Source organism: Nocardiopsis suaedae (assembly GCF_027706745.1).
In the GTDB taxonomy this organism is placed as follows: Bacteria; Actinomycetota; Actinomycetes; order Streptosporangiales; family Streptosporangiaceae; genus Nocardiopsis_A; species Nocardiopsis_A suaedae.
Window position 1 is genome coordinate 11,542 of the sequence record NZ_JAQFWP010000052.1, and the last position, 24,427, is coordinate 35,968.

The 24,427-nt window shown below is 74.9% G+C and carries 18 protein-coding genes; 15 read left to right on the top strand and 3 right to left on the bottom strand.

Going from position 1 to position 24,427, the window contains the following annotated elements:
• Nucleotides 1–96: 96 nt before the first annotated feature.
• From mbhE to O4U47_RS22715, 8 genes are all read left to right on the top strand, one after another.
• The gene (gene mbhE / locus O4U47_RS22680; protein ID WP_270679960.1) at nucleotides 97–2,502 is read left to right on the top strand and encodes a hydrogen gas-evolving membrane-bound hydrogenase subunit E; all 2,406 of its coding nucleotides are present in this window, start codon (nucleotides 97–99) and stop codon (nucleotides 2,500–2,502) included.
• Entirely contained in the window at nucleotides 2,499–3,098 is a 600-nt protein-coding gene (locus O4U47_RS22685; RefSeq protein WP_270679961.1) for an MnhB domain-containing protein, read from the top strand. The genes mbhE and O4U47_RS22685 overlap by 4 nt, the downstream gene beginning before the upstream one ends.
• Complete coding sequence (locus O4U47_RS22690; RefSeq protein WP_270679962.1) at nucleotides 3,095–3,472, top strand: NADH-quinone oxidoreductase subunit K; 378 nt, start codon at nucleotides 3,095–3,097, stop codon at nucleotides 3,470–3,472. Before O4U47_RS22685 ends, O4U47_RS22690 begins: the two co-directional genes overlap by 4 nt.
• A complete protein-coding gene (locus O4U47_RS22695; RefSeq protein WP_270679963.1) occupies nucleotides 3,469–4,989 on the top strand; it encodes a Na+/H+ antiporter subunit D in 1,521 nt (506 codons plus the stop codon). The genes O4U47_RS22690 and O4U47_RS22695 overlap by 4 nt, the downstream gene beginning before the upstream one ends.
• Nucleotides 4,986–5,576 (top strand): Na+/H+ antiporter subunit E, encoded by a 591-nt coding sequence (locus tag O4U47_RS22700; RefSeq protein ID WP_270679964.1) that lies wholly within the window; start codon nucleotides 4,986–4,988, stop codon nucleotides 5,574–5,576. The genes O4U47_RS22695 and O4U47_RS22700 overlap by 4 nt, the downstream gene beginning before the upstream one ends.
• Entirely contained in the window at nucleotides 5,573–5,851 is a 279-nt protein-coding gene (locus tag O4U47_RS22705; protein ID WP_270679965.1) for a monovalent cation/H+ antiporter complex subunit F, read from the top strand. Before O4U47_RS22700 ends, O4U47_RS22705 begins: the two co-directional genes overlap by 4 nt.
• Nucleotides 5,838–6,224: a monovalent cation/H(+) antiporter subunit G gene (gene mnhG, locus O4U47_RS22710; protein ID WP_270679966.1), complete on the top strand. Its 387-nt coding sequence runs from the start codon at nucleotides 5,838–5,840 to the stop codon at nucleotides 6,222–6,224. The genes O4U47_RS22705 and mnhG overlap by 14 nt, the downstream gene beginning before the upstream one ends.
• 80 nt (nucleotides 6,225–6,304) lie before the next feature.
• The gene (locus O4U47_RS22715) at nucleotides 6,305–8,467 is read left to right on the top strand and encodes a RecQ family ATP-dependent DNA helicase (RefSeq protein ID WP_270679967.1); all 2,163 of its coding nucleotides are present in this window, start codon (nucleotides 6,305–6,307) and stop codon (nucleotides 8,465–8,467) included.
• Between the two features lie 75 nt (nucleotides 8,468–8,542).
• On the opposite strand, the gene O4U47_RS22720 is transcribed toward O4U47_RS22715, so the two are convergent.
• Nucleotides 8,543–9,445, bottom strand: coding sequence for a carbohydrate kinase family protein (locus tag O4U47_RS22720; RefSeq protein ID WP_270679968.1), 903 nt, complete (start codon nucleotides 9,443–9,445; stop codon nucleotides 8,543–8,545).
• A 239-nt stretch (nucleotides 9,446–9,684) separates the two neighbouring features.
• Here O4U47_RS22720 and O4U47_RS22725 point away from each other — a divergent pair, with 239 nt between their 5' ends.
• From O4U47_RS22725 to O4U47_RS22750, 6 genes are all read left to right on the top strand, one after another.
• Nucleotides 9,685–12,402 (top strand): bifunctional acetate--CoA ligase family protein/GNAT family N-acetyltransferase, encoded by a 2,718-nt coding sequence (locus O4U47_RS22725; RefSeq protein ID WP_270679969.1) that lies wholly within the window; start codon nucleotides 9,685–9,687, stop codon nucleotides 12,400–12,402.
• Nucleotides 12,403–12,857: 455 nt separating this feature from the next.
• Nucleotides 12,858–13,451, top strand: coding sequence for a DUF5998 family protein (locus O4U47_RS22730; RefSeq protein WP_270679970.1), 594 nt, complete (start codon nucleotides 12,858–12,860; stop codon nucleotides 13,449–13,451).
• Between the two features lie 32 nt (nucleotides 13,452–13,483).
• Nucleotides 13,484–14,614 carry an alkaline phosphatase family protein gene (locus O4U47_RS22735; protein WP_270679971.1) on the top strand — a complete coding sequence of 377 codons (1,131 nt, stop codon included), beginning with the start codon at nucleotides 13,484–13,486 and terminating at the stop codon, nucleotides 14,612–14,614.
• A 77-nt stretch (nucleotides 14,615–14,691) separates the two neighbouring features.
• Nucleotides 14,692–15,180: a peroxiredoxin gene (locus tag O4U47_RS22740; protein ID WP_270679972.1), complete on the top strand. Its 489-nt coding sequence runs from the start codon at nucleotides 14,692–14,694 to the stop codon at nucleotides 15,178–15,180.
• Between the two features lie 20 nt (nucleotides 15,181–15,200).
• The gene (locus O4U47_RS22745) at nucleotides 15,201–15,992 is read left to right on the top strand and encodes an enoyl-CoA hydratase-related protein (protein ID WP_270679973.1); all 792 of its coding nucleotides are present in this window, start codon (nucleotides 15,201–15,203) and stop codon (nucleotides 15,990–15,992) included.
• A gap of 8 nt (nucleotides 15,993–16,000) precedes the next feature.
• Nucleotides 16,001–16,654 (top strand): MBL fold metallo-hydrolase, encoded by a 654-nt coding sequence (locus O4U47_RS22750; protein ID WP_270679974.1) that lies wholly within the window; start codon nucleotides 16,001–16,003, stop codon nucleotides 16,652–16,654.
• Between the two features lie 160 nt (nucleotides 16,655–16,814).
• Here O4U47_RS22750 and O4U47_RS22755 read toward each other — a convergent pair whose 3' ends face one another.
• Complete coding sequence (locus O4U47_RS22755) at nucleotides 16,815–17,210, bottom strand: DUF2203 domain-containing protein (RefSeq protein WP_270679975.1); 396 nt, start codon at nucleotides 17,208–17,210, stop codon at nucleotides 16,815–16,817.
• Between the two features lie 629 nt (nucleotides 17,211–17,839).
• On the bottom strand, nucleotides 17,840–18,619 hold the full coding sequence (locus tag O4U47_RS31330; RefSeq protein WP_408639013.1) for a CHAT domain-containing protein: 780 nt from the start codon (nucleotides 18,617–18,619) through the stop codon (nucleotides 17,840–17,842).
• Between the two features lie 4,037 nt (nucleotides 18,620–22,656).
• On the opposite strand from O4U47_RS31330, the gene O4U47_RS22765 reads away from it, so the two are divergent.
• Nucleotides 22,657–23,970 carry a DEAD/DEAH box helicase gene (locus O4U47_RS22765; protein WP_270679977.1) on the top strand — a complete coding sequence of 438 codons (1,314 nt, stop codon included), beginning with the start codon at nucleotides 22,657–22,659 and terminating at the stop codon, nucleotides 23,968–23,970.
• The last annotated feature ends 457 nt before the right edge of the window (nucleotides 23,971–24,427 follow it).

Sequence of the window (24,427 nt, forward strand, 5' to 3'; positions counted from 1 at the left end):
GTCCGCCGCCGCTAACCTTGGTGTCCCCGAATCCACCGCCCCGCCCCGCCGACCCGTGCCCGACGCCGCCCGACCCCGCCGCCCACTCCGAGGTCCATGCTGCTGCCGCTGATCATCGCCCTGCACGCCGCCGCCGCGGCCGTGCTCCCCCCGCTCGTGCGCGCCCTGGGGGCGCGCGCCTTCCTCGCCGCGAGCGCCCCGCTCGTGCTCGCCGCCGCCTGGGCGCTGGCCCAGGCGCCCGCCGTCCTGGCCGGGAACCCGGCCGCCTCCCGCCTGTCCTGGGTCCCCGCGCTGGGGATCGACCTCGACTTCCGCCTCGACGCCCTCGCCCTGGCCATGGTCCTGCTGGTCAGCGGCGTCGGCGCGGTCATCTTCTGGTACAGCGCCGGATACTTCCGCCGGAGCGAGCGCGGCCTGGGCCGCCTCGCCGCGACGATGACCCTGTTCGCCGGGGCCATGCTGGGCGTGGTCACCGCCGACAACCTGTTCGCGCTCTACATCTTCTGGGAACTGACCTCGGTCACCTCCTTCCTGCTGGTCGGGCACGACGACCGCAAGGAGGGGGCGCGCCGCGCCGCGCTGCAGGCCCTGCTCACCACCGCCGGGCTCGGCCTGCCGATGCTCATCGGGTTCGTCCTGCTCGGCCAGGCGGGCGGCACCTACCGGATCTCCGAGCTGGTCGCCTCGCCCCCCGGCGGCCCCGCGGCCACCGTGGCGCTGGTGCTCGTGCTGGCCGGGGCCTTCGCCAAGTCCGCCCAGGTGCCGCTGCACTACTGGCTGCCCGGGGCCATGGTCGCGCCCACCCCCGTCAGCGCCTACCTGCACGCCGCGGCCATGGTCAAGGGCGGCGTCTACCTGGTGGCCCGCCTGGCCCCCGGGTTCGCCGACACCGACCCCTGGCGCGCGCTGGTGCTGGCGTTCGGCCTGGCGACCATGCTCCTCGGCGGCTGGCGCGCGCTGCGCCAGGACGACCTGAAGCTGCTGCTGGCCTACGGCACCGTGAGCCAGCTCGGGTTCCTCATGCTGTTGGGCGGCATGGGCTCCTACACTTCCGCCGTCGCTGCCGAAGGCGCCCTGCTCGCCCACGGCCTCTTCAAAGCCGCGCTGTTCATGACGGTCGGCGTGATCGACCACCAGACGGGCACCCGCAGCATTGCCGCCCTGACCGGGCTCCGCCGCCGCATGCCCGTGCTGGCCGTGGCCGCGGGCGCGGCCACGGCCTCAATGGCCGGGCTGCCGCCGCTCCTGGGCTTCGTCGCCAAGGAGGCCGCCTTGGAGGCGTTCCTGCCCGGTCATGCCGGGGAGCTGCCGACCTGGGCGTCCGTCGCCATGCTCACCGGGATCGTCCTGGCCTCGGTGCTCACCTTCGCCTACAGCGCGCGCTTCTGGTGGGGCGCGTTCGCCGTCAAGCCCGGTGTGGAGGAGCCGCGCTTCCACCGCCCCGCGGCGGCCTTCGTCGCCGCCCCCGTCGCCCTCGGCGCACTCAGCCTGGTGTTCGGCGCCTACCCCAAGGCCCTCGACCCGATCGCGCAGACCTACGCCGCCGCCTACGACGACCACGGCGCCCCCTACCACCTCGCGCTCTGGCACGGGCTCAGCATGCCGCTGCTGCTCACCGCGGTGGTCATCGCCGCCGGGGCGGCACTGTTCCACTGGCGCGCGATCGTGGAACGCGTCCAGGAGGCGATGCCGCGCGGACCCAACGCCGAGATCGGCTACCACTTCGCCGTCCACGCCGTGTACGCCGTCGCGCTGAGCGTCACCCGGCGCCTGCAGACCGGTTCGCTGCCCGCCTACCTCGGCATCATCCTGGCGACCATGCTGGCCCTGCCCGGTGTGGGCCTGGTCCGCGCGCTGGTGATCGGCGATGCGCCCCTGCCCGCAGGAAACGACCTGCGGCTGTGGGACAGCCCGCTGGAGGCGCTGGTGGCCGTGGTCATGGCGGTCACCGCCATCGCCGCGCTGCGCGAACACCGCAGGTTCGCCGCGCTGATCCTGCTCAGCGCCACCGGGTTCGCCATCGCCGGGCTCTTCGTCCTGCACGGCGCCCCCGACCTGGCCCTGACCCTGGTGCTGGTGGAGACGCTGACCACGGTCATCCTCGTCTTCGTGCTGCGGCGCCTGCCCGCCACCTTCTCGGTGCGCCCGCCCGGATGGCCAAAGCGGCTCATGGTGCTGCTGTCCGGCGCCGCCGGGACCTTCGTGGCACTCACGCTGTGGCTGGCCACCTCCGCCCGCACCGAGCCCCCCGTCGGGGCCTCCTACACCGGGGCGGCCGACGAGGCCGGGGGGCGCAACCTGGTCAACACGATCCTGGCCGACTTCCGGGCCCTGGACACCTTCGGCGAGGTGGTGGTGCTGGCCACCGCCGCCGTGGCGGTCGCCTTGCTGGTCCTGCTCAACCGGCGCGACCGGGTCATCGACGAGCCCGCCGCCGAGGCCCCCGAGGCGGTGCCCGGGGTTCCGGGACCGCCGGCCGACGAGGAGGGGAGCGCCCGATGAGCGAGGTCTCCGACGGGGGCGCCGCCCCCACCGGTGCCGGAACGCCCCCCGAGGGGTGGGAGGCGCCCCGCGAGCGCTGGCTGAGCACCGTCGTCAGCCCGGCCTTCGGCCCCCGGTCGGTGCTGCTGGAGGTGGCCGTCCGGCTGCTCGTCCCCTCGGTGCTGGTCTTCTCGGTGTTCCTGCTGGTCTCCGGGCACGACCGGCCCGGCGGCGGGTTCGCCGGGGGGCTCGTGGCCAGCATGGCGTTCGTGCTGCGCTATATCGCCGGCGGCCGCCACGAGCTGGCCGCGGGCATGCCGCTCCGGCCCAACACCCTGCTGGCCGGCGGGCTGCTGCTGTCCGGGATCACCGCCGGGCTGCCGCTGTTCAGCGGCGGCGCGCTGCTGGAGGTCGTCAAGCACACCGCCGAGCTCCCGGTGTTCGGCAAGGTCAAATTCGCCAGCTACCTGGCCTTCGAGGCCGGCGTGTTCCTCATCGTGGTCGGCCTCGTCCTGTCGGTCGTGGCCGCGCTGGGGGCGCGCATGGAGGCCGAGGAGGAGGAAGCGCGCGCGGGGCGCCGACGCCGCCGCGCCCGGAGCAAGGGAGGACCCCGATGACACCGGCACCGAGCCTCGTGCTGATCCTGGCCGTGGGCGTCCTCTACTCCTGCGGCTTCTACCTGCTGCTCCAGCGCTCGCTGATGCGCGTCGTCTTCGGCATCCTGCTGCTGGGGCACGCCGCCAACCTGTCCCTCATGCTCACCGACAAGGCCATCACCCTGCCGCCGCTGCTGCCGGGCGAGGCCTCCACGATGAGCGACCCCCTGCCCCAGGCCATGGCGCTCACCGCCATCGTCATCACCTTCGGCGTGACCACGTTCCTGCTCGCGCTGGCCTACCGGGTGTGGCTGGGCGACGGCGACGACGAGGTCCCCGACGACCTCGAGGACCGCCGCATCAGCCGCCTCCAGGAACCGGAGGAGTCGGCGTGAGCACACTCCTGGCGACCCCCTTCCTCGTCCCCGTCCTGGGCGCCGCCGCGGCGCTGCTGCTGCGCTCCTACCGGCGCGGCCAGCAGGCCGTCGCCGTGGCCGCCCTGGCCCTGGTCGTGCTCGCCTCCGCCGAACTGGTGCGGCGCACCGCCGACGGCGCGGTGCTCACCTCCCAGGCGGGCGGCTGGCCCGCGCCCATCGGGATCACCATCGCCGCCGACCCGCTGACCGCGCTGCTGCTGCTGGTCTCCTCGGTGGTGCTGCTGGTGGTGCTGCTGTACGCGATCGGGCAGGACACCGCGGGTCTGAGCCGCGCCACCCCGGCGGTCTTCCACCCCATCTACCTGGTGCTCACCGCAGGGGTCTGCCTGAGCTTCCTGGCCGGGGACCTGTTCAACCTCTTCGTCGGCTTCGAGATCATGCTGACCGCCAGCTACGCGCTGATCACCCAGGCGCCCACCCGCGCCCGGGTGCGGGCCAGCATGATCTACACCGTCGTCAGCCTGACCTCCTCGATCCTGTTCCTGACCGGCATCGCGCTGGTCTACGGCCTCACCGGGACGGTGAACCTCGCCGACATCGCGGTGCGGCTGGGCGGCGCGCCGGACGCGCTGCGCACGGTCCTGGCGCTGCTGTTCCTGGTGGTGTTCGGGATCAAGGCGGCCATCGTGCCGATGCACTTCTGGCTGCCCGACAGCTACCCGGTCGCCCTCACCCGCATCTCGGCGATCTTCGCCGCGCTGCTGACGAAGGTGGCGGTGTACGCCGTCATCCGCACCCAGACGCTGCTGTTCGCCCGGGACGACATCTCCCCGGTGATCATGTGGCTGGCGATCGCCACCATGATCGTGGGCATCCTCGGCGCCCTGGTGCAGGACGACGTCAACCGGATCATGTCCTTCGCGCTGGTCAGCCACATCGGGTTCATGCTCTTCGGGCTGGCCCTGGGCAGCGCGGCCGGGCTGGCCGGGGTCATCGTGTACCTGGTGCACCACATCGTCGTGCAGGCCAGCCTCTTCCTGGTCAACGGGCTCATCCGGCAGTACGTGGGGCACACCTCGCTGCGCGCGCTGCGGGGGCTGACCGCGATCTCCCCGGTGCTGGCGCTGTTCTTCTTCCTGCCCGCGATGAGCCTGGCCGGGCTGCCGCCGATGTCGGGCTTCGTGGCGAAGGTGGCGCTGTTCGAGGCCGGCGCGCAGACGGGCGGGTGGCTCGCCTGGACCGGCGTGGCCGCCGGGGTCGCCACCAGCCTGCTCACCCTGATGGCGATCTTCCGGGTGTGGGTGCGGGCGTTCTGGGGCGTCCCGCTGCCGGACGTGGTGGAGGCGGGCGAGCGCCTCCAGGGGCGCCGCTCCGGGGGCGCCCTGCTGATGGCGGGGGCCACCGGCACCATGGTCGTCCTGGGCCTGGCCCTGGCCGCGGTGTCCGGGCCGCTCACCGCCCTGGCCTTCACCGCCGCCGAGGACCTCGTCAGCGGGCAGGCCTACCTGCAGGCCGTTCTAGGAGGTGCATCATGAACGCGCTGAGCGGCAGCGCCGTGCGCTTGCTGGGCCGCCTGCCCACGGTGCTGTGGCTGACCGCCATGTGGGCGGTCCTGTGGGGCGACACCAGCCCCGGCACGCTCATCGCGGGGTTCGCCGTGGGGGCGGGCTGCTACGCCGCCGCCAAGCTGCCGCACCTGCCGGTGCGGCTGCGCTTCCGCCCGCTGTGGGCGGCCCTGCTGGCCGGGCGCATCCTCCTCGACCTGTTCACCTCCAGCGTCCAGATGGGCTACTACGCGCTGGACCGCCCCGGCCGGGTGCGCGGGGCGATCGTCGCGGTGCCCCTGCGCACCGACTCCGACCTGCTCATGGCCATGGTCAGCGGAGGCCTGTCGCTGGTCACCGGCAGCCAGACCATCGAACTCGACCGGGAGGGCGGCGTGATCTATGTGCACGGAGTCCCCATCCGCGGGGAGGGCGACGTGCCGCGGCTCCGCCGCGATGTGCGGCGCATGGAGGAGCTGTTCGTGCGCGCGTTCGGCTCCGCCGCCGACATCGCCGACTTCGAGGCCACCGAGCGCGCGATGAACGCGGCCGGCGCCGCGGGGAAGGGGGAACGGTGAACGCTCTGGACGTGTCCTTCATGGTGACCGGGGCGATGCTCGCCGCGGCCGTGCTGTTGGCCGTCTACCGGCTGGTGCGCGGCCCCTCGGTCCTCGACCGCGTGATCGGGCTGAGCACGGTGTCGGTGCTGCTGGTGTGCTTCATCGCGCTGGAGGTGGCGGTGCGGGGCGACACCTCCTACGTCGGGGTGATGGTGAGCATCGCCCTCCTGGGATTCATCGCCACCCTGACCGCCGCGCGCTTCGCCGAGAGGAGGGCCCATGACCGCGGCTGACTGGGCGACCGCGCTCCTGCTGCCCCTGGGAGCGCTGTTCGCGCTGACGGGGACCATCGGCATGGTGCGCTTCCCGACCCTGCTCGGCAGGATGCACGCCTCGACCAAGCCCGACACGGTGGCGCTGCTGCTGATCCTGGCGGGGGCGGCGTTCCAGCTTCCGGACGTGCGCACCGCCCTGCCGCTGGCGCTGGTGGCGGTCTTCCAGTTCATGACGATGCCGGTGCTGGCGCAGACCCTGGGGAGGGTGTCCTACAGCCGCGGAATGGTGGTCGCCGAGCACCTGGTCACCGACGAGCTGGAGGAGGCCCTGGAGAAGCGCCGGGCGGAGACGGGCGAGGCCGGGAGGGAGCCCGGCGGCGAGCGGGAGTGACGCCCCTCCACGGCCCCCGTCCGTCCACAGGCCCGCGAGGGCGCCCCGGGCGCTGCCCCCGCTCTGGTAGCAAGGAGGGCATGGTGCCCTCCGACGACCCCGCCGCCTCCACCGCCCCGGACGCCCCGCACGCCGGTCCGGGCCTGCGCGAGGCCGCCGAATCCCACCTGCGCGCCCTCGCCGGGGACCACGCCCGGCTGCGCGAGGACCAGTGGACCGCCATCGCCGCCCTGGTCGAAGGGCGCCGCCGCGCCCTGGTGGTGCAGCGCACCGGCTGGGGCAAGTCCGCGGTCTACTTCGTGGCCACCGCGCTGCGCCGCGCCCAGGGCGCCGGTCCCACCGTGATCATCTCCCCGCTGCTGGCGCTGATGCGCAACCAGATCGCCGCCGCCGAGCGGGCGGGGATCCGCGCCCGCACCGTCAACAGCTCCAACACCGCCGAGTGGGACGAGGCCTACGCCGCCATCGAGGCCGGCGAGGTCGACGTGATCCTGGTCAGCCCCGAGCGGCTGAACAGCCCCGACTTCCGTGACCGGGCGCTGCCCCGGCTGGCCGCCGGGGCCGGGCTGGTGGTCGTCGACGAGGCGCACTGCGTCTCCGACTGGGGGCACGACTTCCGCCCCGACTACCGGCGCATCCGCACCCTGTTGCGGGAACTGCCCGGCGGCATCCCGGTCCTGGCCACCACGGCCACCGCCAACGAGCGCGTCACCCGGGACGTGGCCGAGCAGCTCGGCGCGGGCGACGGCGAGGAGCCGCTGGTGCTGCGCGGCGCCCTCGACCGGGAGAGCCTGCGCCTGGCCGCGGTCGAGCTGCCCGACGGGGCGTCCCGGTGGAGCTGGCTGGCCCAGTACCTGCCGGAGCTGCCCGGGTCGGGCATCATCTACACGCTGACCGTCGCCGCCGCCGAGGAGACCGCCGCCTTTCTCGCCGAGAGCGGCTACGAGGTGCGCTCCTACACCGGCCGCACCGAGCCCGAGGAGCGCCGCCGCGCCGAGGAGGAGCTGCTCGGCAACAAGGTCAAGGCCCTGGTCGCCACCAGCGCGCTCGGCATGGGCTTCGACAAGCCCGACCTGGGGTTCGTGGTGCACATGGGCGCCCCGCAGTCGCCCATCTCCTACTACCAGCAGGTGGGGCGCGCCGGGCGCGGCGTGGAGTCCGCCGAGGCGATCCTGCTCCCCGGCCGGGAGGACCGGGAGATCTGGGCCTACTTCGCGGGGCTGTCCTTCCCCGCGGAGGAGACCGTGCGCCGTGCGCTGTCGGCGCTGCAGGCGGCCGGCGGGCCGGTGTCCCTGCCCCGCCTGGAGACCGAGGTGGACCTGGGCCGCTCCCGGCTGGAGCAGATGCTCAAGGTGCTCGACGTGGACGGCGCGGTGCGCAGGGTGCGCGGCGGCTGGGAGGCCACGGGGGAGCCGTGGGACTACGACGCCGAGCGCTACCGGGCGGTGGCCGCCGCCCGTGAGCGCGAACAGCAGGCCATGCTCGACTACATCGGCCACGGCGGGTGCCGGATGGAGTTCCTGCGCCGCCAGCTCGACGACCCCGGGGCGGCGCCGTGCGGGCGGTGCGACAACTGCACCGGGCGGCGCTGGTCGGCCGACGTGGACGCCGACCGCCGCCGGGAGGCCGCCGCCCACCTGGACCGGCCGGGCGTCCCGGTGGCGCCGCGCCGCCAGTGGCCCACCGGGATGGCGGCGCTGGGCGTGCAGGCCTCCGGCAAGATCCCCGAAGGGCAGAGGGCGGCCGAAGGGCGGGCGCTGGCGCGCCTGACCGACATCGGCTGGGGGACGGCGCTGCGCCGCCTGCTCGCCGACGATGCCCCGGACGCGCCCGTGGACGAGGCGGCCTTCAAAGCCGTGGTGGACGTGCTTGCGGCCTGGCCGTGGGAGCGGCGCCCGGCCGGGGTCGCGACGATGCCCTCGCGCACCCGCCCGGCGATGATCGCCGACCTGGCGTCCCGGCTGTCCCGGGTCGGGCGGCTGGCGCCGGTGGGCACCCTGGCCTACACGGACCCGGACGGGCCGGGGACGCGGCGGCACAACAGCGCGCAGCGGCTGGCGTCGGTGTGGAAGGCCCTGGAGGTGCCGGACCCGGTGCGGGACGCGCTGGGGACTCTGGACGGGCCGGTGCTGCTGGTGGACGACTACACGGACACGGGCTGGACCTTCGCCGTGGCGGCGCGCCTGCTCAAGGACGCGGGGGCCCAAGACGTGCTCCCGCTGGCGCTGGCCTCGACGTCCTAGGCGTCGTCGATCTCGGGGGATACGGCGTTGAAACCGCGCCGGTAGCGTCGTTCCCCCGAGATCAACGGGGATCGGCTATACGTCGCCGAGGTCGGGGCGGGCGCCCGGCATGTGCAGCGCGCGGGCGGCCAGGTGCTGGGCGCGGGCCAGGGCGTCCTTCGGGTGCTTGCCCGACAGCCACAGCGGCAGGAAGCCCGCCATGAACGCGTCGCCCGCGCCGATCGACCCGGGGGAGGGCTCCACCGGCTCGGCGGGGACGCGGACGGTCTCGTCACGGCCCTTGGCCGCCCACAGCGCGCCCTCGTCGCCGAGCTTGATCACCACCGACGGGAACCACGCGGTGAGCACCTTGGCTGCGGCCTCCGGGTCGTCCCGGCCGGTCAGCACTTCGGCCTGGTCGGTATTGGCGAACAGCAGCCGCGCGCCGTTGGTCCAGTCCAGGAAGTTCTCCGCACCCGCGCGCTTGAGCGGGGCGTGCGAGCCGCCGTCGACCGAGATCGACATCCCGGACTCGCGCGCCATGCGCAGCGCCATCCGGGCCGCCCGCCGGGAGTCCTCGTTGATCAGCGTGTACCCGGACACGTGCAGGTGCCCGTCGGGGCCGAACACGTCGCGCGGCAGGTCCTCGGGCTGCAGGCGGGCGTTGGCCCCCGGGTCGCTGAGCATCGTCCGGTCGCCGCGGTGCGTGATCATCACGACGCAGGTGCCCGTCGCCCGCTCGGGGTCCATCACCAGGCGCGAGTCGACCCCGTAGCCCATCAGCTCCATCTCGCGGGTGCGGCCGGTGATGTCGGAGCCGCGCCGCCCCACGAACGTGGCCTCGGCGCCCTCCAGCGCCAGCCAGGCGGCGACGTTGGCGCCCGAGCCGCCGCCGTAGGTCAGGACCGAGGCGGGGGTGTCGCTGCCGCGCGCGAGCGGGTAGAACGCCCGCGCGACGGAATCGGTCATGAGGTCACCGATCACGACGACTCGTGCCATTGCGTCCACCACCACCTTGCGTCCCCGCCGAGCGGGGGAGAACTCCCGACCGTACGCGCCTCCCGGCCCGCCGGCGCCCCGGTCCCCCGACCCCGTGCGCGCGGGCCTGCGAGCGTATGGACAGAGACGTTAACAGGTTCTCCGGTACGGAGAGGTAACGAAGCGGCACCGCCCGGACGTCCTCCGAAAGAGGTGCGGCGTTCCCCACACCGCGGCCGATCTCCCTTAGGCTCAAATCCGTGCAGCCATACCCGAACCACTGGGAAGCCGACGTAGTACTCACCGACGGCGGGACGGCCCACATCCGCCCGATCACGCCCGAGGACGGCGACCTGCTGCGCGCCTTCCACGCGCGACTGTCGCCCGAGACCATCTACTACCGCTTCTTCGCGCCCTACCCCCGCCTGTCCGACCGCGACGTCAAACGCTTCACCCACGTGGACTACGACGAGCGGGTCGGCCTGATCGCGACCATCTCCGGCGTGATGGTCGCCGTCGTGCGCTACGACAAGATCAGCGAGGACGAGGCCGAGGTGGCCTTCCTCGTCGAGGACGCCCACCAGGGGCGCGGTCTGGCCTCCGTGCTGCTGGAGCACATCGGCGCCGCCGCCCGTGAACGCGGCGTGCGCCGCTTCATCGCCGACGTGCTGCCGGAGAACCGGCGCATGATCAACGTCTTCCGGGAGGCGGGCTACACCGCCCAGCAGACCTTCGACGAGGGCGTCATCCGCCTCACCCTGGACCTGGAGCCCACCGACCACTCCGAAGAGGTCATGCGGGCCCGCGAGCAGCGCGCCGAGTCGCGCTCCATCGCCCGGCTGCTCTTCCCCGAGTCGGTCGCGGTCATCGGCGCCAGCCGCACCGCCCACACCGTCGGGCAGACCGCGCTGCGCAACCTCCTCGCCGGGGACTTCCAGGGGCCCGTCTACCCGGTGCACCCCGAGGCGCGGGCGGTCGCCGGGGTGCGCGCCTACCCGAGCGTGCTCGACATCCCCGACCCGGTCGACCTGGCCGTGGTGGCCGTGCGCGCCGACATGGTGGCCGACGTGGTCCGCGAGTGCGCCCGCAAGGGGGTGCACGGGCTGGTCGTGGTCACCTCCGGGTTCGGCGAGGTCGGGCCCGAGGGCAAGGCCCGCCAGGACGACCTGGTCACCACCGCGCGCGCGGAGGGCATGCGGGTGGTGGGCCCCAACGGCCTGGGGATCGCCAACACGGACCCGGCCGTGTCGCTGAACGCGACGCTGTCGCCGTACGTGCCGCCGCGGGGCCCCATCGGCTTCTTCTCCCAGTCCGGTGCGCTGGGGCGGGCCATCCTCCAGCGGGTCTCCGAGCGCGGCATCGGCCTGTCCACGTTCGTGTCGGCGGGCAACCGGGCCGACGTGTCCGGCAACGACCTGATCCAGTACTGGCAGGAGGACCCGGCGACCGAGGTCGTACTGCAGTACCTGGAGTCGCTGGGCAACCCGCGCAAGTTCACCCGGCTGGCGCGGCGGCTGGCGCAGCACAAGCCGGTGGTGGCGGTGCGCAGCGGCGGCTCCTCGGGGGTGCCCACCGGGCACGCCGCGGGGGCGCTCTCGCTGCCCGACTACGCGGTGACCTCCCTGTTCGAGCAGGCCGGGGTGGTGCGTGTGGACGACATCACCCAGATGTTCGACGTCGCCCAGCTCTTCGCCTACCAGCCGCTCCCCGCCGGGCCGCGGGTGTCCATCCTCGGCAACTCCGACTCGCTGGGGCTGCTGGTCAAGGACGCCTGCATGCGCGAGGGGCTCAAGCCGCACGACCCGGTCGACCTGGGGCCCAAGGCCACCGCCGAGGACATCGACCAGGCCCTGTCCAAAGCGCTCGCCGACGACGCGGTGCACGCGGTCATCGTCGTCTTCATCCCGGCGCTGACGCCCATCTCCGACGACGTGGCGGCGGTGATGCGCTCCAAGGCGGCCACCTCCGACAAGCCCATCCTCACCACCTACCTGGGCCACCAAGGCCTCCCCGAGGAGCTGCGGCAGGTCAACGACAAGGGGGAGACCGCCCGCGGGTCGGTGCCCTCCTACCTCGCCCCGGAGGACGCGGTGCGCGCGCTGGCCCACGCCACCCGGTACGCGCTCTGGCGCGAGCGGGACCCAGGGCGCCACCCCGAGCTGGCCGACGTGGACGGGGCGCGCGCCCGCGCCGTCATCGACCGGGCGCTGGAGCGCGGCGGCGGCGAGGAGGCGCGGCCGGTGTGGTTCACCAGCGAGCCGGTGCACGGCGAGGAGGCGGCGGTGCCCCCGGAGACCGCCCGCGAGCTGCTGTCCTGCTACGGCATCGACGTCTGGCCGGACATGCCGGTCTTCGACGCCGACGGGGCGGTCGCGGCCGCGGAGGAGATGGGGTACCCGGTCGTGGTCAAGGCCAACGCGCCCGACCTGCGGCTGCGCGCGGGCGGCACCGGCATCCGCGCCGACCTGCGCACCGCCGACGACGTGCGGGGGGCCTTCACCGCGCTGCACGGCCGCCTCGGCGACGAGGCGATGCTGGTGGTCCAGCGGATGGTGGTGCCCGGCGTGCCCACGGTGGTCCGGGCGGGGGACAACCCCTCGTTCGGCGCGGTGGTCGGGTTCGGCCTGGCCGACGTGACCGCCGAGCTGCTGGACGACCGGGCCTTCCGCCTGGCGCCGCTGACCCACGCCGACGCCAGCGACCTGGTGCACGCGGTCCGGGCGGCCCCGCTGCTGTTCGGCCTGCCCGCGGGGGCGACGACCCTGGCCGAGCAGCCGAACGTGGAGGCGCTGGAGGAGCTGCTCGTGCGGGTGTCCCGGCTGGCGGACGCGTTCCCGGAGATCGGGCACATGGACCTGGACCCGGTGACGGTGAACGCCGAGGGGGCGCACGTCCTGGGGGCCAGGGTGTGGCTCCGCGAGGCCCCCGACATCCGCCCGGACTCGGGCCCGAGAAGGCTGCGCGGCGTGGCGTTCTAGTCCCCCTCGTCGATGATCTCGACAAAAGTGCTGTCGTTCCGGCGGATTTGGCAACACTTTCGTCGAGATCAACGTCTGAACCCCTGGCCGGCCGGGGCCGCCTCAGGCGGGCTCGGGCTGCGGTTCGGGGTCGGGCGGAAGGGGGCCTGGGCCCGGATCCGGTCCGGGGCCGGGCCCCGGGTCCGGGTCGGGCACCGGGGGTTCCGGCGGCACGGGGGTCGGGCCCGGCGGCGCCGGCCCCGGACCAGGCGGCGGCGGTTTCGGCAGCGGCGGGACCGTTCCGCGGGGCCTGTGCCCGCGGGGCGTCCGGAATCGGATGCGCGCTTTCGCCTTCATGCCCCCGCCCGTACCCGCCCCGCCGGGGCGTTACCCATGGGGCGCCCGCCCGCCTCCGACCCGCCGCGACCGGGCCGACCAGGGTGCGATCTGTCTGCGGGAGAGGGCAGGATGGGGGTATGAGGAAAACGCGTGCCGTGTCCACCGACTGGCGCTCGGAGATCGAGCGCAGCGGGTACTACCCCGGCCTGGTGACCGACGCCGTCGCCGCCGCCCTCGGCAGTGAGGGCGCCGACGCCTTCGTCGTCCACCACGAGGCCACCTTCGATCCCGCGATGGAGATGCGGCGGCACATCACCGTCCTGCTGCTCACCGCGACGCGGCTGGTGGTCTGCCACACCGATGAGCACCCGGCGACGGAGGGCGCCGACCGGCCGCAGGCCTCCACCACCACCGACGCCATCAGGCTCGACAACATCCAGTCGGTCGCCCTGACCCGGGTGGTCGCCGACCCGGCCAACCACGTCGCCGGGACCCTGCCCGCCGAGCTGGTCCTGAACATCAGCCTGAGCGTGAACTGGGGCGCCGTCGCCCACGTCGACCTGGAGCCGGCCGCCTGCGCCGACGAGACCTGCGAGGCCGACCACGGCTACACCGGCGCCATCACCGCCGAACCCCTGACCCTGCGGGTCAGCCAGGCCGCCGACGGGCCGGAGGCGGTCGCCACCATGCTCAACTTCGCCTCGGTGCTGGCCGAGGCCGCCTCCCGCTGAGGCGGTCCGTCACCGGAGCCTGGAGGAAGCCCGTGACCCCCTTCGACGTCCCCGGCTACGGAACCGCGTCCCTGGCCGACCTGGCCCCGTCCGTGCTGGCCTCGCTGGGGGTGCACGGCGAGCCCGACGTGCTCGGCCTGCCCCCGGCGCGCCGCGCCTGCGTCCTGCTGGTGGACGGCCTGGGCTGGGAGGCGCTGCTCGCCCACCGTGAGCGCGCCCCCTTCCTGGCGTCCCTGATCGGGCGGGCCGCGCCGATCACGGCGGGCTTCCCCACCACCACCGCGACCAGCCTGACGTCCTTCGGCACCGGGCTGGCGCCCGGGCACCACGGGGTCGTCGGCTACAGGGTCGCCGTGCCGGGGCAGGACACCGTCCTCAACCAGCTGCGCTGGGACGCCGACGTCGACCCGGAGTCCTGGCAGCCGCGCACCACCGTGTACCAGCGCGCCGAGCGCGCCGGGGTGGCCACCGGGTACGTCGCCGCCGGGGCCTACGAGGGCAGCGGGCTCAGCCGGGCCTCGGCCCGGGGCAGCCGCTACCTCCCGGCCAACGACATCACCGAGCTGGCCGTGCGCGCGGGGGCGGCGATGTCCACCGGGGAGCGGTCGCTGGTCTTCGTCTACCACGCCGACCTGGACGCCTACGGGCACATGTTCGGGATGGACTCCGACTACTGGCGGCTGCACCTGGGCCACGTCGACCGGCTGGCCGAGCAGGTCGCCGACGCGCTCCCGCCGGACGCCGCGCTGTACGTGACGGCGGACCACGGCATGGTCGACACCGGCCCCGGGTGCCGGGTCGACGTGGAGGCCGACCCGGACCTCGTACGCGGGGTGCGCGTCCTCGCGGGGGAGGCGCGCGTGCGGCAGGTGTACACCCGGCCGGGGGCCGCGCCGGACGTGCGGGACGCCTGGGCGGAGCGCCTGGAGGGCCGCGCCCGGGTGATGACCCGGGAGGAGGCGGTCGAGGCGGGCCTGTTCGGCAGGGTGGACGACGGGGTGCGGGAGCGCATCGGGGACGTCCTGGCGGTCGCCACGGGGTCGTGCGCGCTGGTGGCGCCCCGGGCGGAGCCGGTCGAGAGCGCCCTGGTGGGCCAGCACGGCTCCCTGACCCCGGAGGAGCTGCGGGTGCCGCTGCTGAGGTACACCACCATCGGCGCGTGAGCCGCCGGGCCGCGGCCCTCCACACGGGCGGCGGCCGAGGGTGGTGGCCGGGCGGCGGGTGGGCTAGATTGCGGCCCGTGGTTGATATCGGCGACACCGCGCCCGGGTTCTCCCTCCCCGACCAGGACGGGCGCGTGCGTGACCTGGACGGGCTGCTCGCACACGGCCCACTCGCGCTGTTCTTCTACCCCGCGGCGATGACCCCCGGGTGCACGGCGGAGAGCTGCCGCTTCCGCGACCTGTCGGAGGAGTTCGCCCGGATCGGCGCGGGGTGCGCGGGGATCAGCGCGGACGCCGTCGAACGCCAGAGCGCCTTCGCGGGGATGCACGGGTTCGGCTTCCCCCTCCTGTCCGACACCGACGGGACGGCGGCCCGCGCCTACGGCGTCCGCCGCGCCGCCCCCGGGTTGTCGGCGCTGGCGCCCACCCGCCGGTGCACCTTCGTCATCGGAACCGACCGGCGGGTCCTGCACGTCGTCAGGAGCGAGATCCGGATGAACGCCCACGCCGACGGGGCGCTGGCCGCGCTGCGCGAGGCGGGCGGCGCCGGGGCCGCGGGCGGATGACCGCAACGGAAGGAGACCCGATGCCCGAGGCCGACGGCGGCGGACCGCCCGTACGGCGCACCACCGACCGCGGGATCGCGACGATCACCCTGGACTCCGAGCGCAACCGCAACGCCCTGTCCGCGCCGCTGCGCACCGCCCTGCTGGCCGAACTGCGGGCCGCGATGGCCGACGCGTCCGTCCGCGCGGTGGTGCTGACCGGGGCGGGGACCGTGTTCTGCGCGGGCGCCGACCTCAAGGAGGTCGCCGAGCGGCTGGCGGGGCGCGACCCCGACCCGGGGGCGCCCGGCATGGGGGAGGTCTTCTCGGCGATCATGGACGCCCCCAAGCCGGTGGTCGCCCGCCTCAACGGCACGGCGCGGGCGGGCGGTCTCGGCCTGGTCGCGGCGGCCGACATGGCGATCGCGCCGGAGGACACCGGGTTCGCCTTCACCGAGGTGCGCATCGGCCTGGTCCCGGCGGTGATCTCGGTCCCGGTCCGGCAGCGGCTGAACGACCGGGCGCTGAGCCGGTACCTGCTGACCGGCGAGGTGTTCGGCGCCCGCGAGGCGGTCGCGGCGGGGCTGCTCACCGAGGCCGTCCCGCGCGCGGAACTGGACGCGGCCGTGGAACGGGCCGCCGACGGGCTGCGCGCGGCCGCCCCCGGCGCGCTGGCGGGCGCCAAGGCGCTGCTGGCCGGGCGCGGAGCCGAGGAGAGGGCGGCGGAGTTCGCCCGGATGACCGAACTGTCGGAGAGCTATTTCGCGGGGGAGGAGGCGGCCGAGGGCCGCAGCGCCTTCTTCGAGAAGCGCGGACCGCGGTGGGTGTTGTAATGGGAGATGTGACCTACTCCGGAGATACCAGGGTCGGCGGACCGGCCGATGTACGCGACCTGGCAGAACTGACCATCAGCAAGCTCGCCGTGGGGCGGATGGACAACAACGCCTACCTGCTGCGGTGCAAGCGGACCGGTGAAGCGGTGCTCATCGACGCCGCCGCGGAGGCGGACCGGATCGTGGACCTGGTCGGCGACGGCGGCCTGGCCCGGGTGATCACCACCCACCGCCACCCGGACCACTGGCAGGCCCTGGCCGAGGTGGTGGGGGTGACGGGTGCGCGCACGGTGGCCCACCCGAGCGACGGCGACCACCTCCCGGTGTCGGTCGACGACCCGGTGGAGCACGGCGCCGACGTCCCGGTGGGGGAGTGCGCGCTGCGGGTGATCCACCTGCGGGGGCACACGCCGGGGTCGATCGCGCTGCGGTACGACGACCCCGACGGGGGGACGCACCTGTTCACCGGGGACAGCCTGTTCCCCGGCGGGGTGGGCAAGACGTGGTCGGACGCGGACTTCCGGTCGCTGCTCGGCGACGTGGAGGAGCGCGTCTTCGCCGAGATGGACGACCGGACCTGGGTGTACCCGGGGCACGGGAAGGACACGACCCTCGGCGCCGAGCGCCCCCACCTCGACGAGTGGCGGCAGCGGGGCTGGTGAGCCCCCGGCGCCGCCGGGCCCGGCCCGATGGAGGCGCCGCGGCGGCCGGACGCCGCGCCCCCGGTGCGCACGGGGCCTCCCCGGCGGGGCGCCGGCGCGCTTCGGCCGGGGCGCGGCGGTGCCTTGTGCGTCGTCCGCGCCGTCAGCGCCCTCTGCGTCGTCAGTGCTCGGGCAGGGGGCGGCGCCCGAAGAAGCCGAGTTCGCTCCTGTGGTACCAGCCGAGGGCGGTCTCGCCTTCGAGCCAGCACAGGCGCACGGACGCCCCGTCGAGCATGGCCGGGAAGTCGAGCAGGATCGGTGCCAGCCCTTTGACCTCGATGCCGTTGTCGGGGAACCAGGACTGGAGTTCGCTGAAGCGCGCTTCCATCCCCTTCAGCTCGGCCCGCCCGCCGAACGCGGAGTCCCCGGCGATTCGCAGGTCGGCGGCGAGCTCGGCCATGTCGGCGCGGAGCGTGACGAGTTCACCGGCGCGTTCCACGACTTCGGGCATGAGCGCGTGGACCTCGTCGAGGGTGAACTCCCGATGCTCCGGGGCGTCGTCGTTCTCGTGGGTCATGGTCCGAAGGCTACGCGTTCCGGCCCCGTTGCGGTGGCGCAGAACGGGCAGGGGCGGCGATCGTGCAGTGGGGCGCCGAACGGTCGCCGAAACGGGAAGCCCCGACCGGCGCCGCCGCCGATTGGGACCTCCCGCCATGGCTTGGGCCCGAGCCGACCGGTCGACCCTGGTGATCGCGCACCGATCCGCCCTTGGCCGTCGCCCGACCTGTAGCCGGACGCGCACGAAGCCCGTAGGCGGGGGAGCAGAGCGCCCGCCGAAGGGCCCACCGCTCCAGCGGACACCAACCGCTCCGTCGTGTGACGGTGTCCGCTGGAGCGGTGCAGGTCGCCCCACTGGGGCCCAGGCCCGCCCCTGGGGCCCAGCCCCGACCACCGCCCGCCGGAGGCGGACGCGGCCACCGGAAGCCACACCCCCAAGGGGCGCCGCATGTACCGTCGCCGTCGCCGCCCCGCGGGGCTCTCTCCGAGCCGCGCGGCGGGGCGGGCCGCTCCCGCCTCCGACGTCGTGTCGACCGCGGTGACCTGGGGTGATGGAAATGACACCACTCCAGTGGACGCCGGTGGGGACGGCGGACGCGGGGGAGCCGGCTGTGCCGGCCGGTCCGCGCCCGCCGACCGTTCACGGGGTCAGCCCGCGCCCATGCACAGGAAGCCGTGCTCGGCCAGGTGGTCCGCCACCGCCCTGGCCGGGGCCGTTCCCGCCGTCACGGCCGTGTAGAAGTCCGCCATCGGCCCCTTGACCTCCCAGTCCCGCACCGGGACCGCCGAGGCCACGACGGTCCCCGCCCCGCGCGACAGCAGAGCCGTCCCCATGCCCAGCGGCGCGCCGGACGGTGCCGGGGTCGACATCCCCAGCCAGCACGCCGACAGCACCGCCAAACGCGGCGCTTGCGGAAGCATCTCCGCGTCGTAGGCGAACAGCGGCCCATCGTCGAAGAGGAGGGCCGCGAGCATCGGCGTCTCCGGCGCCATCCCTCCGTGCCCGATCAGGTGGGCCACCCTCGCCCCGGGCAGGCTCCCGCGCAGCTCGGCCACGGTGGCCTCCGGCCCCTCCAACGACCGTGTCGCCACCCCGGCCCTATGCAGGATCTCCCGCACCCGCGCGGCCTCGGCGGCCGCCCCCGGCACCCGCGGGCCGCAGGCCAGTACGGCCGGTCCCGCGGCCTGTGCCCACCCCGCCACCGTCTCGGCGTCCAGCCACGAGCGGGCGGACGGCGCCACGCACACCTCCCGGCCGCGCAGGGCGGGCAGCCGCCCCCAGGGGAGCTCCTGGGCCACCGGCGCGGGGCACACCACCACCGGGCGGTCCCCCAGCGCCTCCGCGATCGGCCCCAGCAGCATCCCGTCCAGCAGGCGTGCCGACAGCGCCGCACCCCGGCTCTCCTCCTCCCCTCGCAAGGCGCCCATGCGCACGTCGAACGCGAACTTCGCGCATTCCTCCTCAACGCGCGCCGCCGGGGCCAGGACGTGCGCGTCCACCCGGCCGTCGGCCACCACCACCGCCGCGCAGTCCCCGTCCACGACGGCGTAGGACACCAGCGCCCGCCCGCCGAGCCGGTCGCGCAGCTCCTCCAGGACGCGGGCGCCGCGCGGGGGCGCCGACCGGCACCGGTGCAACTGCGCGGCCGCCAGCCGGGACGACCAGTGCCCGATCTCCAGGAGCGCCCCGTCGTCCCCCTCCTCGGCCCGCCGGTACGCGTCGCGCAGCCGCTCCAGCAGCCCGGCCCACGCCTGGTCCCGGCAGGCCGCGGCGCCCCGGCCGGACCGGCCGTACTCCAGCCAGGCCAGCAGGTCCTCCCCGCGCCCTTCCGCCAGGGCCCGGCGCGCGCCCTCGGCGGCGATCGCGCGTTCCCGCGGCCGCGTGTGCCCGGCCGCCTCGGCGTGCCCGGGGCGGTCCGCCGCCAGCCGACGCAGCGCCGCGGCGTGTCGGCCCGCGTCCACCAGGGCGGCAGCGGCGGCCTGGTCGCGGGTGGGGCGCACCGCCCCCGCGGCCCCGGTCGGCGCGTAGACCGCGCACCGCGCCGCCGTGCGGTGGCGGACGCCCGCCGACGGCTCGGACGCCGACAGGCAGCGGGCCGACCACTCGACCGTCCCGGCCAGGTGCGCCCATAGCGAGTCGGGGGCGAACCGGGCGCGCACCCGGCGCGCCTGGGCGAGGGCGGCCTGCCGGTCCCCGCGGGCCAGGCGGTGCTTGGCGTCGACGAGCAGGGCCGCCGCCTCGCCCAGCAGCGGACCGGCCGCGCGGGGGCCGCCGAAGGACTCCAGCCGCAGCCGCGCCTCCTCCGGCAGGCCGGCGGCGAGGAGGGCGTCGGCGCCGTCGATCCGCAGGGCGATCCGCCGGGAGCGGGTGGACCCCGCGGAGGCCTCGTCGAACAGGCGGAGGGCCTCGGCGGTGTCGCCGCGCCGGGACTCCAGGCAGCCGAGGTTCTGCAGGACGGCGGCGCGCAGGTAGCCCAGGTGCCGTGCGTCCGCCAGGGCGAGGGCGCGGGCGAGGTCGTCGGCGGCCTCGCCGAGCCGGTCGGCGTAGACCAGGGCGAGGCCGCGATTGGCGAGCAGGGCGGGCAGCAGCCGCTCGGGGGTCCGCGGGCCGACCCGTTCGAGCGCGGCGTCGAGGGCGGCGACGGCGCGCGGGATGTGGCCCCGCTGTGCGTCGGCGACGCCGCACCGGAGGAGGGCGGCGGCCGGGTCGGGGCGCCGGTCGAGTGCGGGTCCGGACAGTCCGGGCCCTCCGCGGAGGGCGCGAATGGCCAGCCGGGCCTGGCGGGCGAGGGCGGCGGCCTCCGGGCCGACGGTGCCGGAGGCGGCCGCGGCGAGCCGGAGGGTGCGGTGCGCGGCGGCGGGGTCCCCCTCCTCGTGCTGGCAGATGCCGATCGTGCACAGGGCGTGCGCGCGTGCGTCGGGGGCGGGGGCGGACGCGAGGACCTCCTCCGCTCGGGCGCGTGCGGTGACGGGGTCGCGGGCGACGAGTGTCGCGGGGTCGTCGGTCGTGTCGAACGGTCGTCGGGGGCGCGGGCTCTCCAATGGCGGTACCTCTCGCCGGGGGATGGACCGGTCGGTCCGGAAGACACGGATACCGGCGCACACTGCACGGAAGACCGGTGCGATGCGCTCCAGAGCCCTTGTTAGCAACCCGAAGGCCGCGCGGGGAGCCCGATCGGGCGGGTCGTGGATGACTCCGGGCGGCGAAGGGTGGTGAATCCCCGCATTTCCCTTGCGAGGGTGTGCGGGCACAAGGCGCCGGGCGCCGGACCGAAACCGGAGGCCGGGGAACAACCGGTCGCCTGGACGGGAGAAGCCCAGGTCACAAGGGCCCCGGCATCGGCGAACCTGGCCACCAGGTTCCGTCGCCGCAGGTGGGGGAGGGGGTGGTGAGGTGCCCGACATGCCGTGAGGACAGGCGAGGTGCGTGGCCGTACCCCTGATGCCGGACACCGGAGCCTTTGGCGCGATACCGGACCAGCCGAGCCCGCCCCCGGGCCAGAGCGTCGGCGACGCCGAACACAACGACGCCGGAGGCCGGCGCCTCCCGAGGCGGCGCTGTCGGGCGGCGGGTGCGTGCGTGGTCACCGTGTTCGGCGGCGACGGGGTGAGCCGGGTGGTCCCCCCGGCCCCGCTTGCCGGGCGCCGGGTCGCTCGCGGCCTGGGGAGGCGGTGGCAGACCTGGTCCCCCGCTGACGGGCCCTGGCCGGGTGTCGGGCCGCTGGGGCGCCCTCCTCGCGATGATCTCGACGAAAGTGCTGTCATTCCGGCGGTTTTGGCAGCACTTTTGTCGAGATCATCGCGGAGGGGGCGCTTTTGGCGTGATCGGGTGGCGGATCCGCCACGCGGGATGGGCCCGGGCCGCCCGTGGCGCCTGAATCGGGGGTTCCGGTCCGGCCCCTACCTGTCCGCTGTCCGGTTCGTCCGGTTCTCGGGGTGCCGGGGCCCCTCCCTCGCCTCCTTCGACGCCCGAGGTGGCAGTGGGGGCGGTGGGGGTGCACGGTCATCGCGATTCCAGAACACGTTCTGCCTCCAGGAGGACCCCAAACGGCACACCGGAGCCGTTTGCCGCCCCTGTCGTCACTGCGGGTAGCTGATATCGGTCCGGAGTGAGCCCCGGGTGCCCGGCGGGGGCGCCCAGGCGCCCCTGGGCCTGCTCCGGCACCCGAAGCGAACACCCCATGCGGGCGCGAACCGGGCATTCCGTTTCCAGAACGTGTTCTGGAATCGTCGACTTCGTACGCCCGGGACCCGCGCGGGTGTCGCAGAGCGCGTTTCCCGGCCCTCTCACCTCTTAACGGGGAGTGTTCGCCCAGGTCATGGCGTTGCCGGGTTCGGGGTGGGCCCGGCGGGAGCGCGGCCGGGCGTCGGAGGGCGCGAACCCCGGCCTCTGTGTCTCACCATGCGGGAGGATCTCGCCGGAGGGGTGCACGTTGGTTGAGATCGGCCGCGAATCCGGGCGAATGGGCGTATGCCGGAGAACCGGAACCCGCCTTCCGGGCGCCACGCATCCTCTTGGGGTGTCCAGCGTGGCGAAAGAGACGCTTCTCGCGTGATCGGGTGGTGGATCCGCCGCACGGGATCGCCGCCCCCTCCCCACCGCGACCGGTATGCCCGGTATGCGCCCTCCGCCCGGCCGGGGCCCGTCAGTGGGGTACCGGCCGAGCCGCCCGCCCACCCGCACCCCGAGGAACCCGGCGGACGGCGAGCAGGCCCGGGGAACCGGACCGCTTCCGCCGTCGCCGCCATCTCCCTTGCACCCCGGCGGACTGCCACACGGCCGGGGCCCATGAGCGGGGTACCAGCTCCGCCGTTGCCGCTAATCACGGTGACCACGCACGCGCCCGGCGGTCGACAGCGCTACCGGTAGGTCCGCTGACCTGCGTCGTTGCTGCCCTCCACTTGGCACCCCGCCGACCCGCCACCCGGCTGGAGCCCGGAGCGGGGTACCGGCCGAGCCGCCGCCCACCCCGGACCGCGAGCAGCCCGGCGCTCGGCGAGCAGGCCCGGGGAACCACCGGGCTTCTGTCGTCGCCGCCCGTCACGGTGACCACGCACACGCCCGGGGGCGGAGGACCAGCCGGGCCTTCCGGCGCTTTCCGGGCGGGGCCGCCGGTCGTGATGTCGGGACGAAGACCGCCGGTCGTGGCGTCGGGCCGAGGGGCCGCCGGCCGCGGCGGCCGGACGGCCTGTGGGGTGAACGTTCCCGAACCGCGCGAATCACCTCCCGTCCACCTCCGTGAACGGGGCCGGGGCGTGCGGCCTGGGGCCTTCTAGTACGCTGCTCCCCGGCGGTCGATCTTCACTGCGCGCATCCGGCGCGCCGGGCCGCTCGGCGCCCGGCCGGACTCCGGCTCCGAGGCGCGGCATCCGGCGCGTCCGCTCGGCCGTCCTCCCGTGCCACCCCGCACGGTGCGGGGCCTTCCCCGGAACGTCGCCGTTTCGACGAGGAAGGTAGACGCCACTTGACGGACACTGCGGCGCGCCCTGCGTTCGACGGCCTCGGCCTGCCCGAGGCGCTGGTGCGGACACTGGAGCGCAACGGTGTGACCCGGCCGTTCCCCATCCAGGCGGCCGCCATCCCCGACGCCCTCTCCGGGCGCGATGTGCTCGGGTGCGGGCGCACCGGGTCGGGCAAGACCCTGGCCTTCGGGCTGCCGCTGCTGGTCCGCGCCTCCGCCCGGCGGGCCGCCCCCAAGCGGCCCCGCGCCCTCGTGCTGGTCCCCACCCGCGAGCTGGCCCACCAGGTCCGGGACTCGCTCATGCCCTACGCCCGCGCGGTGGGCGCGTACATCGGCGACGTCGTCGGCGGCACCCCCTACGGTCGGCAGATCACCGCCCTCAGACGCGGTGTCGACCTGCTCGTCGCCACCCCCGGCCGCCTCACCGACCTGATCGATCAGGGCGCATGCGACCTGGGCGCGGTGGAGGCCCTGGTCCTGGACGAGGCCGACCAGATGTGCGACATGGGCTTCCTCCCGCAGGTCCGCGACCTGCTCGACCGGGTCCGCCCCGAGACCCAGACGCTCCTGTTCTCGGCCACCCTCGACGGCGACGTCGACAAGCTCGTCCGCGCCTACATGTCCGACCCCGCGACCCACTCGGTGGACCCGCCGACCGCGCGCGTGGCCACCATGGACCACCACCTGCTGCGGGTCCTGCCCCGCGACAAGGACCGGGTCGTCACCGAGATCGCCGCCCGCGACGGGCGCACCATCCTGTTCGTGCGCAGCAAGCACCGGGCCGACACCATCAGCGAGCGCCTGGCCGGGTCCGGGGTCCCCGCGGCGTCGCTGCACGGAGGCAAGTCGCAGAGCGTGCGCAGCAAGACCCTGGCCAAGTTCCGCGACGGCCGCATCCGCGCCCTGGTCGCCACGGACGTGGCAGCCCGGGGCATCCACGTCGACGGGATCGACCTGGTGGTCAACGTCGACCTCCCCAACGGCCACAAGGACTACCTGCACCGGGGCGGGCGCACCGCCCGCGCGGGCGAGACCGGCCGCGTGGTCTCGATCGTCCAGCCCAACCAGCGCCGGGTCGCGCGCCGCCTCCTCGGTGAGGCCGGGGTGCAGGCCGAGCAGCACCTGGTCAACCCCGGCGACGACCTGCTGTCCGAGGTCACCGGGGCGCAGCAGCCCTCCGGCGTGCCGTGGGTGGAGCCGCCCGAGCCCGAGCGCCCGCGCCGCCGCGGCCCTCGGCGGGGTCCGCGCCGCAACGGCCCCGAAAACGGCCGCCGTCCCAGGGGAGGCCGCGAAGGCGCCCGCCGCTCCGGCGGCTGACCGGGCCGGGGCCCCTCCGGCGGGGACCGGCGCCGATGGTGGCCGGACGCGTGGCGTGACCTCCGGCGGCAGTGGCCGCTGTCGGCGGACGGCCGAAGGCCGTCCGCCCACGGGCAGGACGCTGGTCAGGGCGCTGCCCTGATTGGAGGGGGACGATGCTCCTAGGGCCTGTCCCCGTTGATCTCGGGCAAGTCGGGCTTAAGAGCGCCGCCATAAGCCCGACTTCCCCGAGATCAGCGACGGAGGGGCCGGGCGAGGGGAACTCCAGACAGAACCTAGGGGCGTCGCCGGTGCCCAGGTCCCGTGGTGGTCTGACCTGGAGGTTGCTGGGGGCGTCCGTTGGACGGCCGTGACTGTGGGGGTCTCTGGGGCTGTGTTCGGGGCCTTGTGCGAGCGGGACTTGGGTGCTGGTCGCGTTGACCTTTCGGTGTTGTTGAGCTGTCGAGGCGGCCCGAGG

Excerpts from the sequence above, each read along its gene's own strand:
- O4U47_RS22685 (WP_270679961.1), top strand. The coding sequence starts at position 2,499 with ATGAGCGAGGTCTCCGACGGGGGCGCCGCCCCCACCGGTGCCGGAACG.
- O4U47_RS22745 (WP_270679973.1), top strand. The coding sequence starts at position 15,201 with ATGCCCGAGGCCGACGGCGGCGGACCGCCCGTACGGCGCACCACCGAC.
- O4U47_RS22715 (WP_270679967.1), top strand. The coding sequence starts at position 6,305 with ATGGTGCCCTCCGACGACCCCGCCGCCTCCACCGCCCCGGACGCCCCG.
- O4U47_RS22700 (WP_270679964.1), top strand. The coding sequence starts at position 4,986 with ATGAACGCGCTGAGCGGCAGCGCCGTGCGCTTGCTGGGCCGCCTGCCC.
- O4U47_RS22720 (WP_270679968.1), bottom strand. The coding sequence starts at position 9,445 with ATGGCACGAGTCGTCGTGATCGGTGACCTCATGACCGATTCCGTCGCG.
- mnhG (WP_270679966.1), top strand. The coding sequence starts at position 5,838 with ATGACCGCGGCTGACTGGGCGACCGCGCTCCTGCTGCCCCTGGGAGCG.
- O4U47_RS22730 (WP_270679970.1), top strand. The coding sequence starts at position 12,858 with ATGAGGAAAACGCGTGCCGTGTCCACCGACTGGCGCTCGGAGATCGAG.
- O4U47_RS31330 (WP_408639013.1), bottom strand. The coding sequence starts at position 18,619 with ATGGGCGCCTTGCGAGGGGAGGAGGAGAGCCGGGGTGCGGCGCTGTCG.
- mbhE (WP_270679960.1), top strand. The coding sequence starts at position 97 with ATGCTGCTGCCGCTGATCATCGCCCTGCACGCCGCCGCCGCGGCCGTG.
- O4U47_RS22690 (WP_270679962.1), top strand. The coding sequence starts at position 3,095 with ATGACACCGGCACCGAGCCTCGTGCTGATCCTGGCCGTGGGCGTCCTC.
- O4U47_RS22755 (WP_270679975.1), bottom strand. The coding sequence starts at position 17,210 with ATGACCCACGAGAACGACGACGCCCCGGAGCATCGGGAGTTCACCCTC.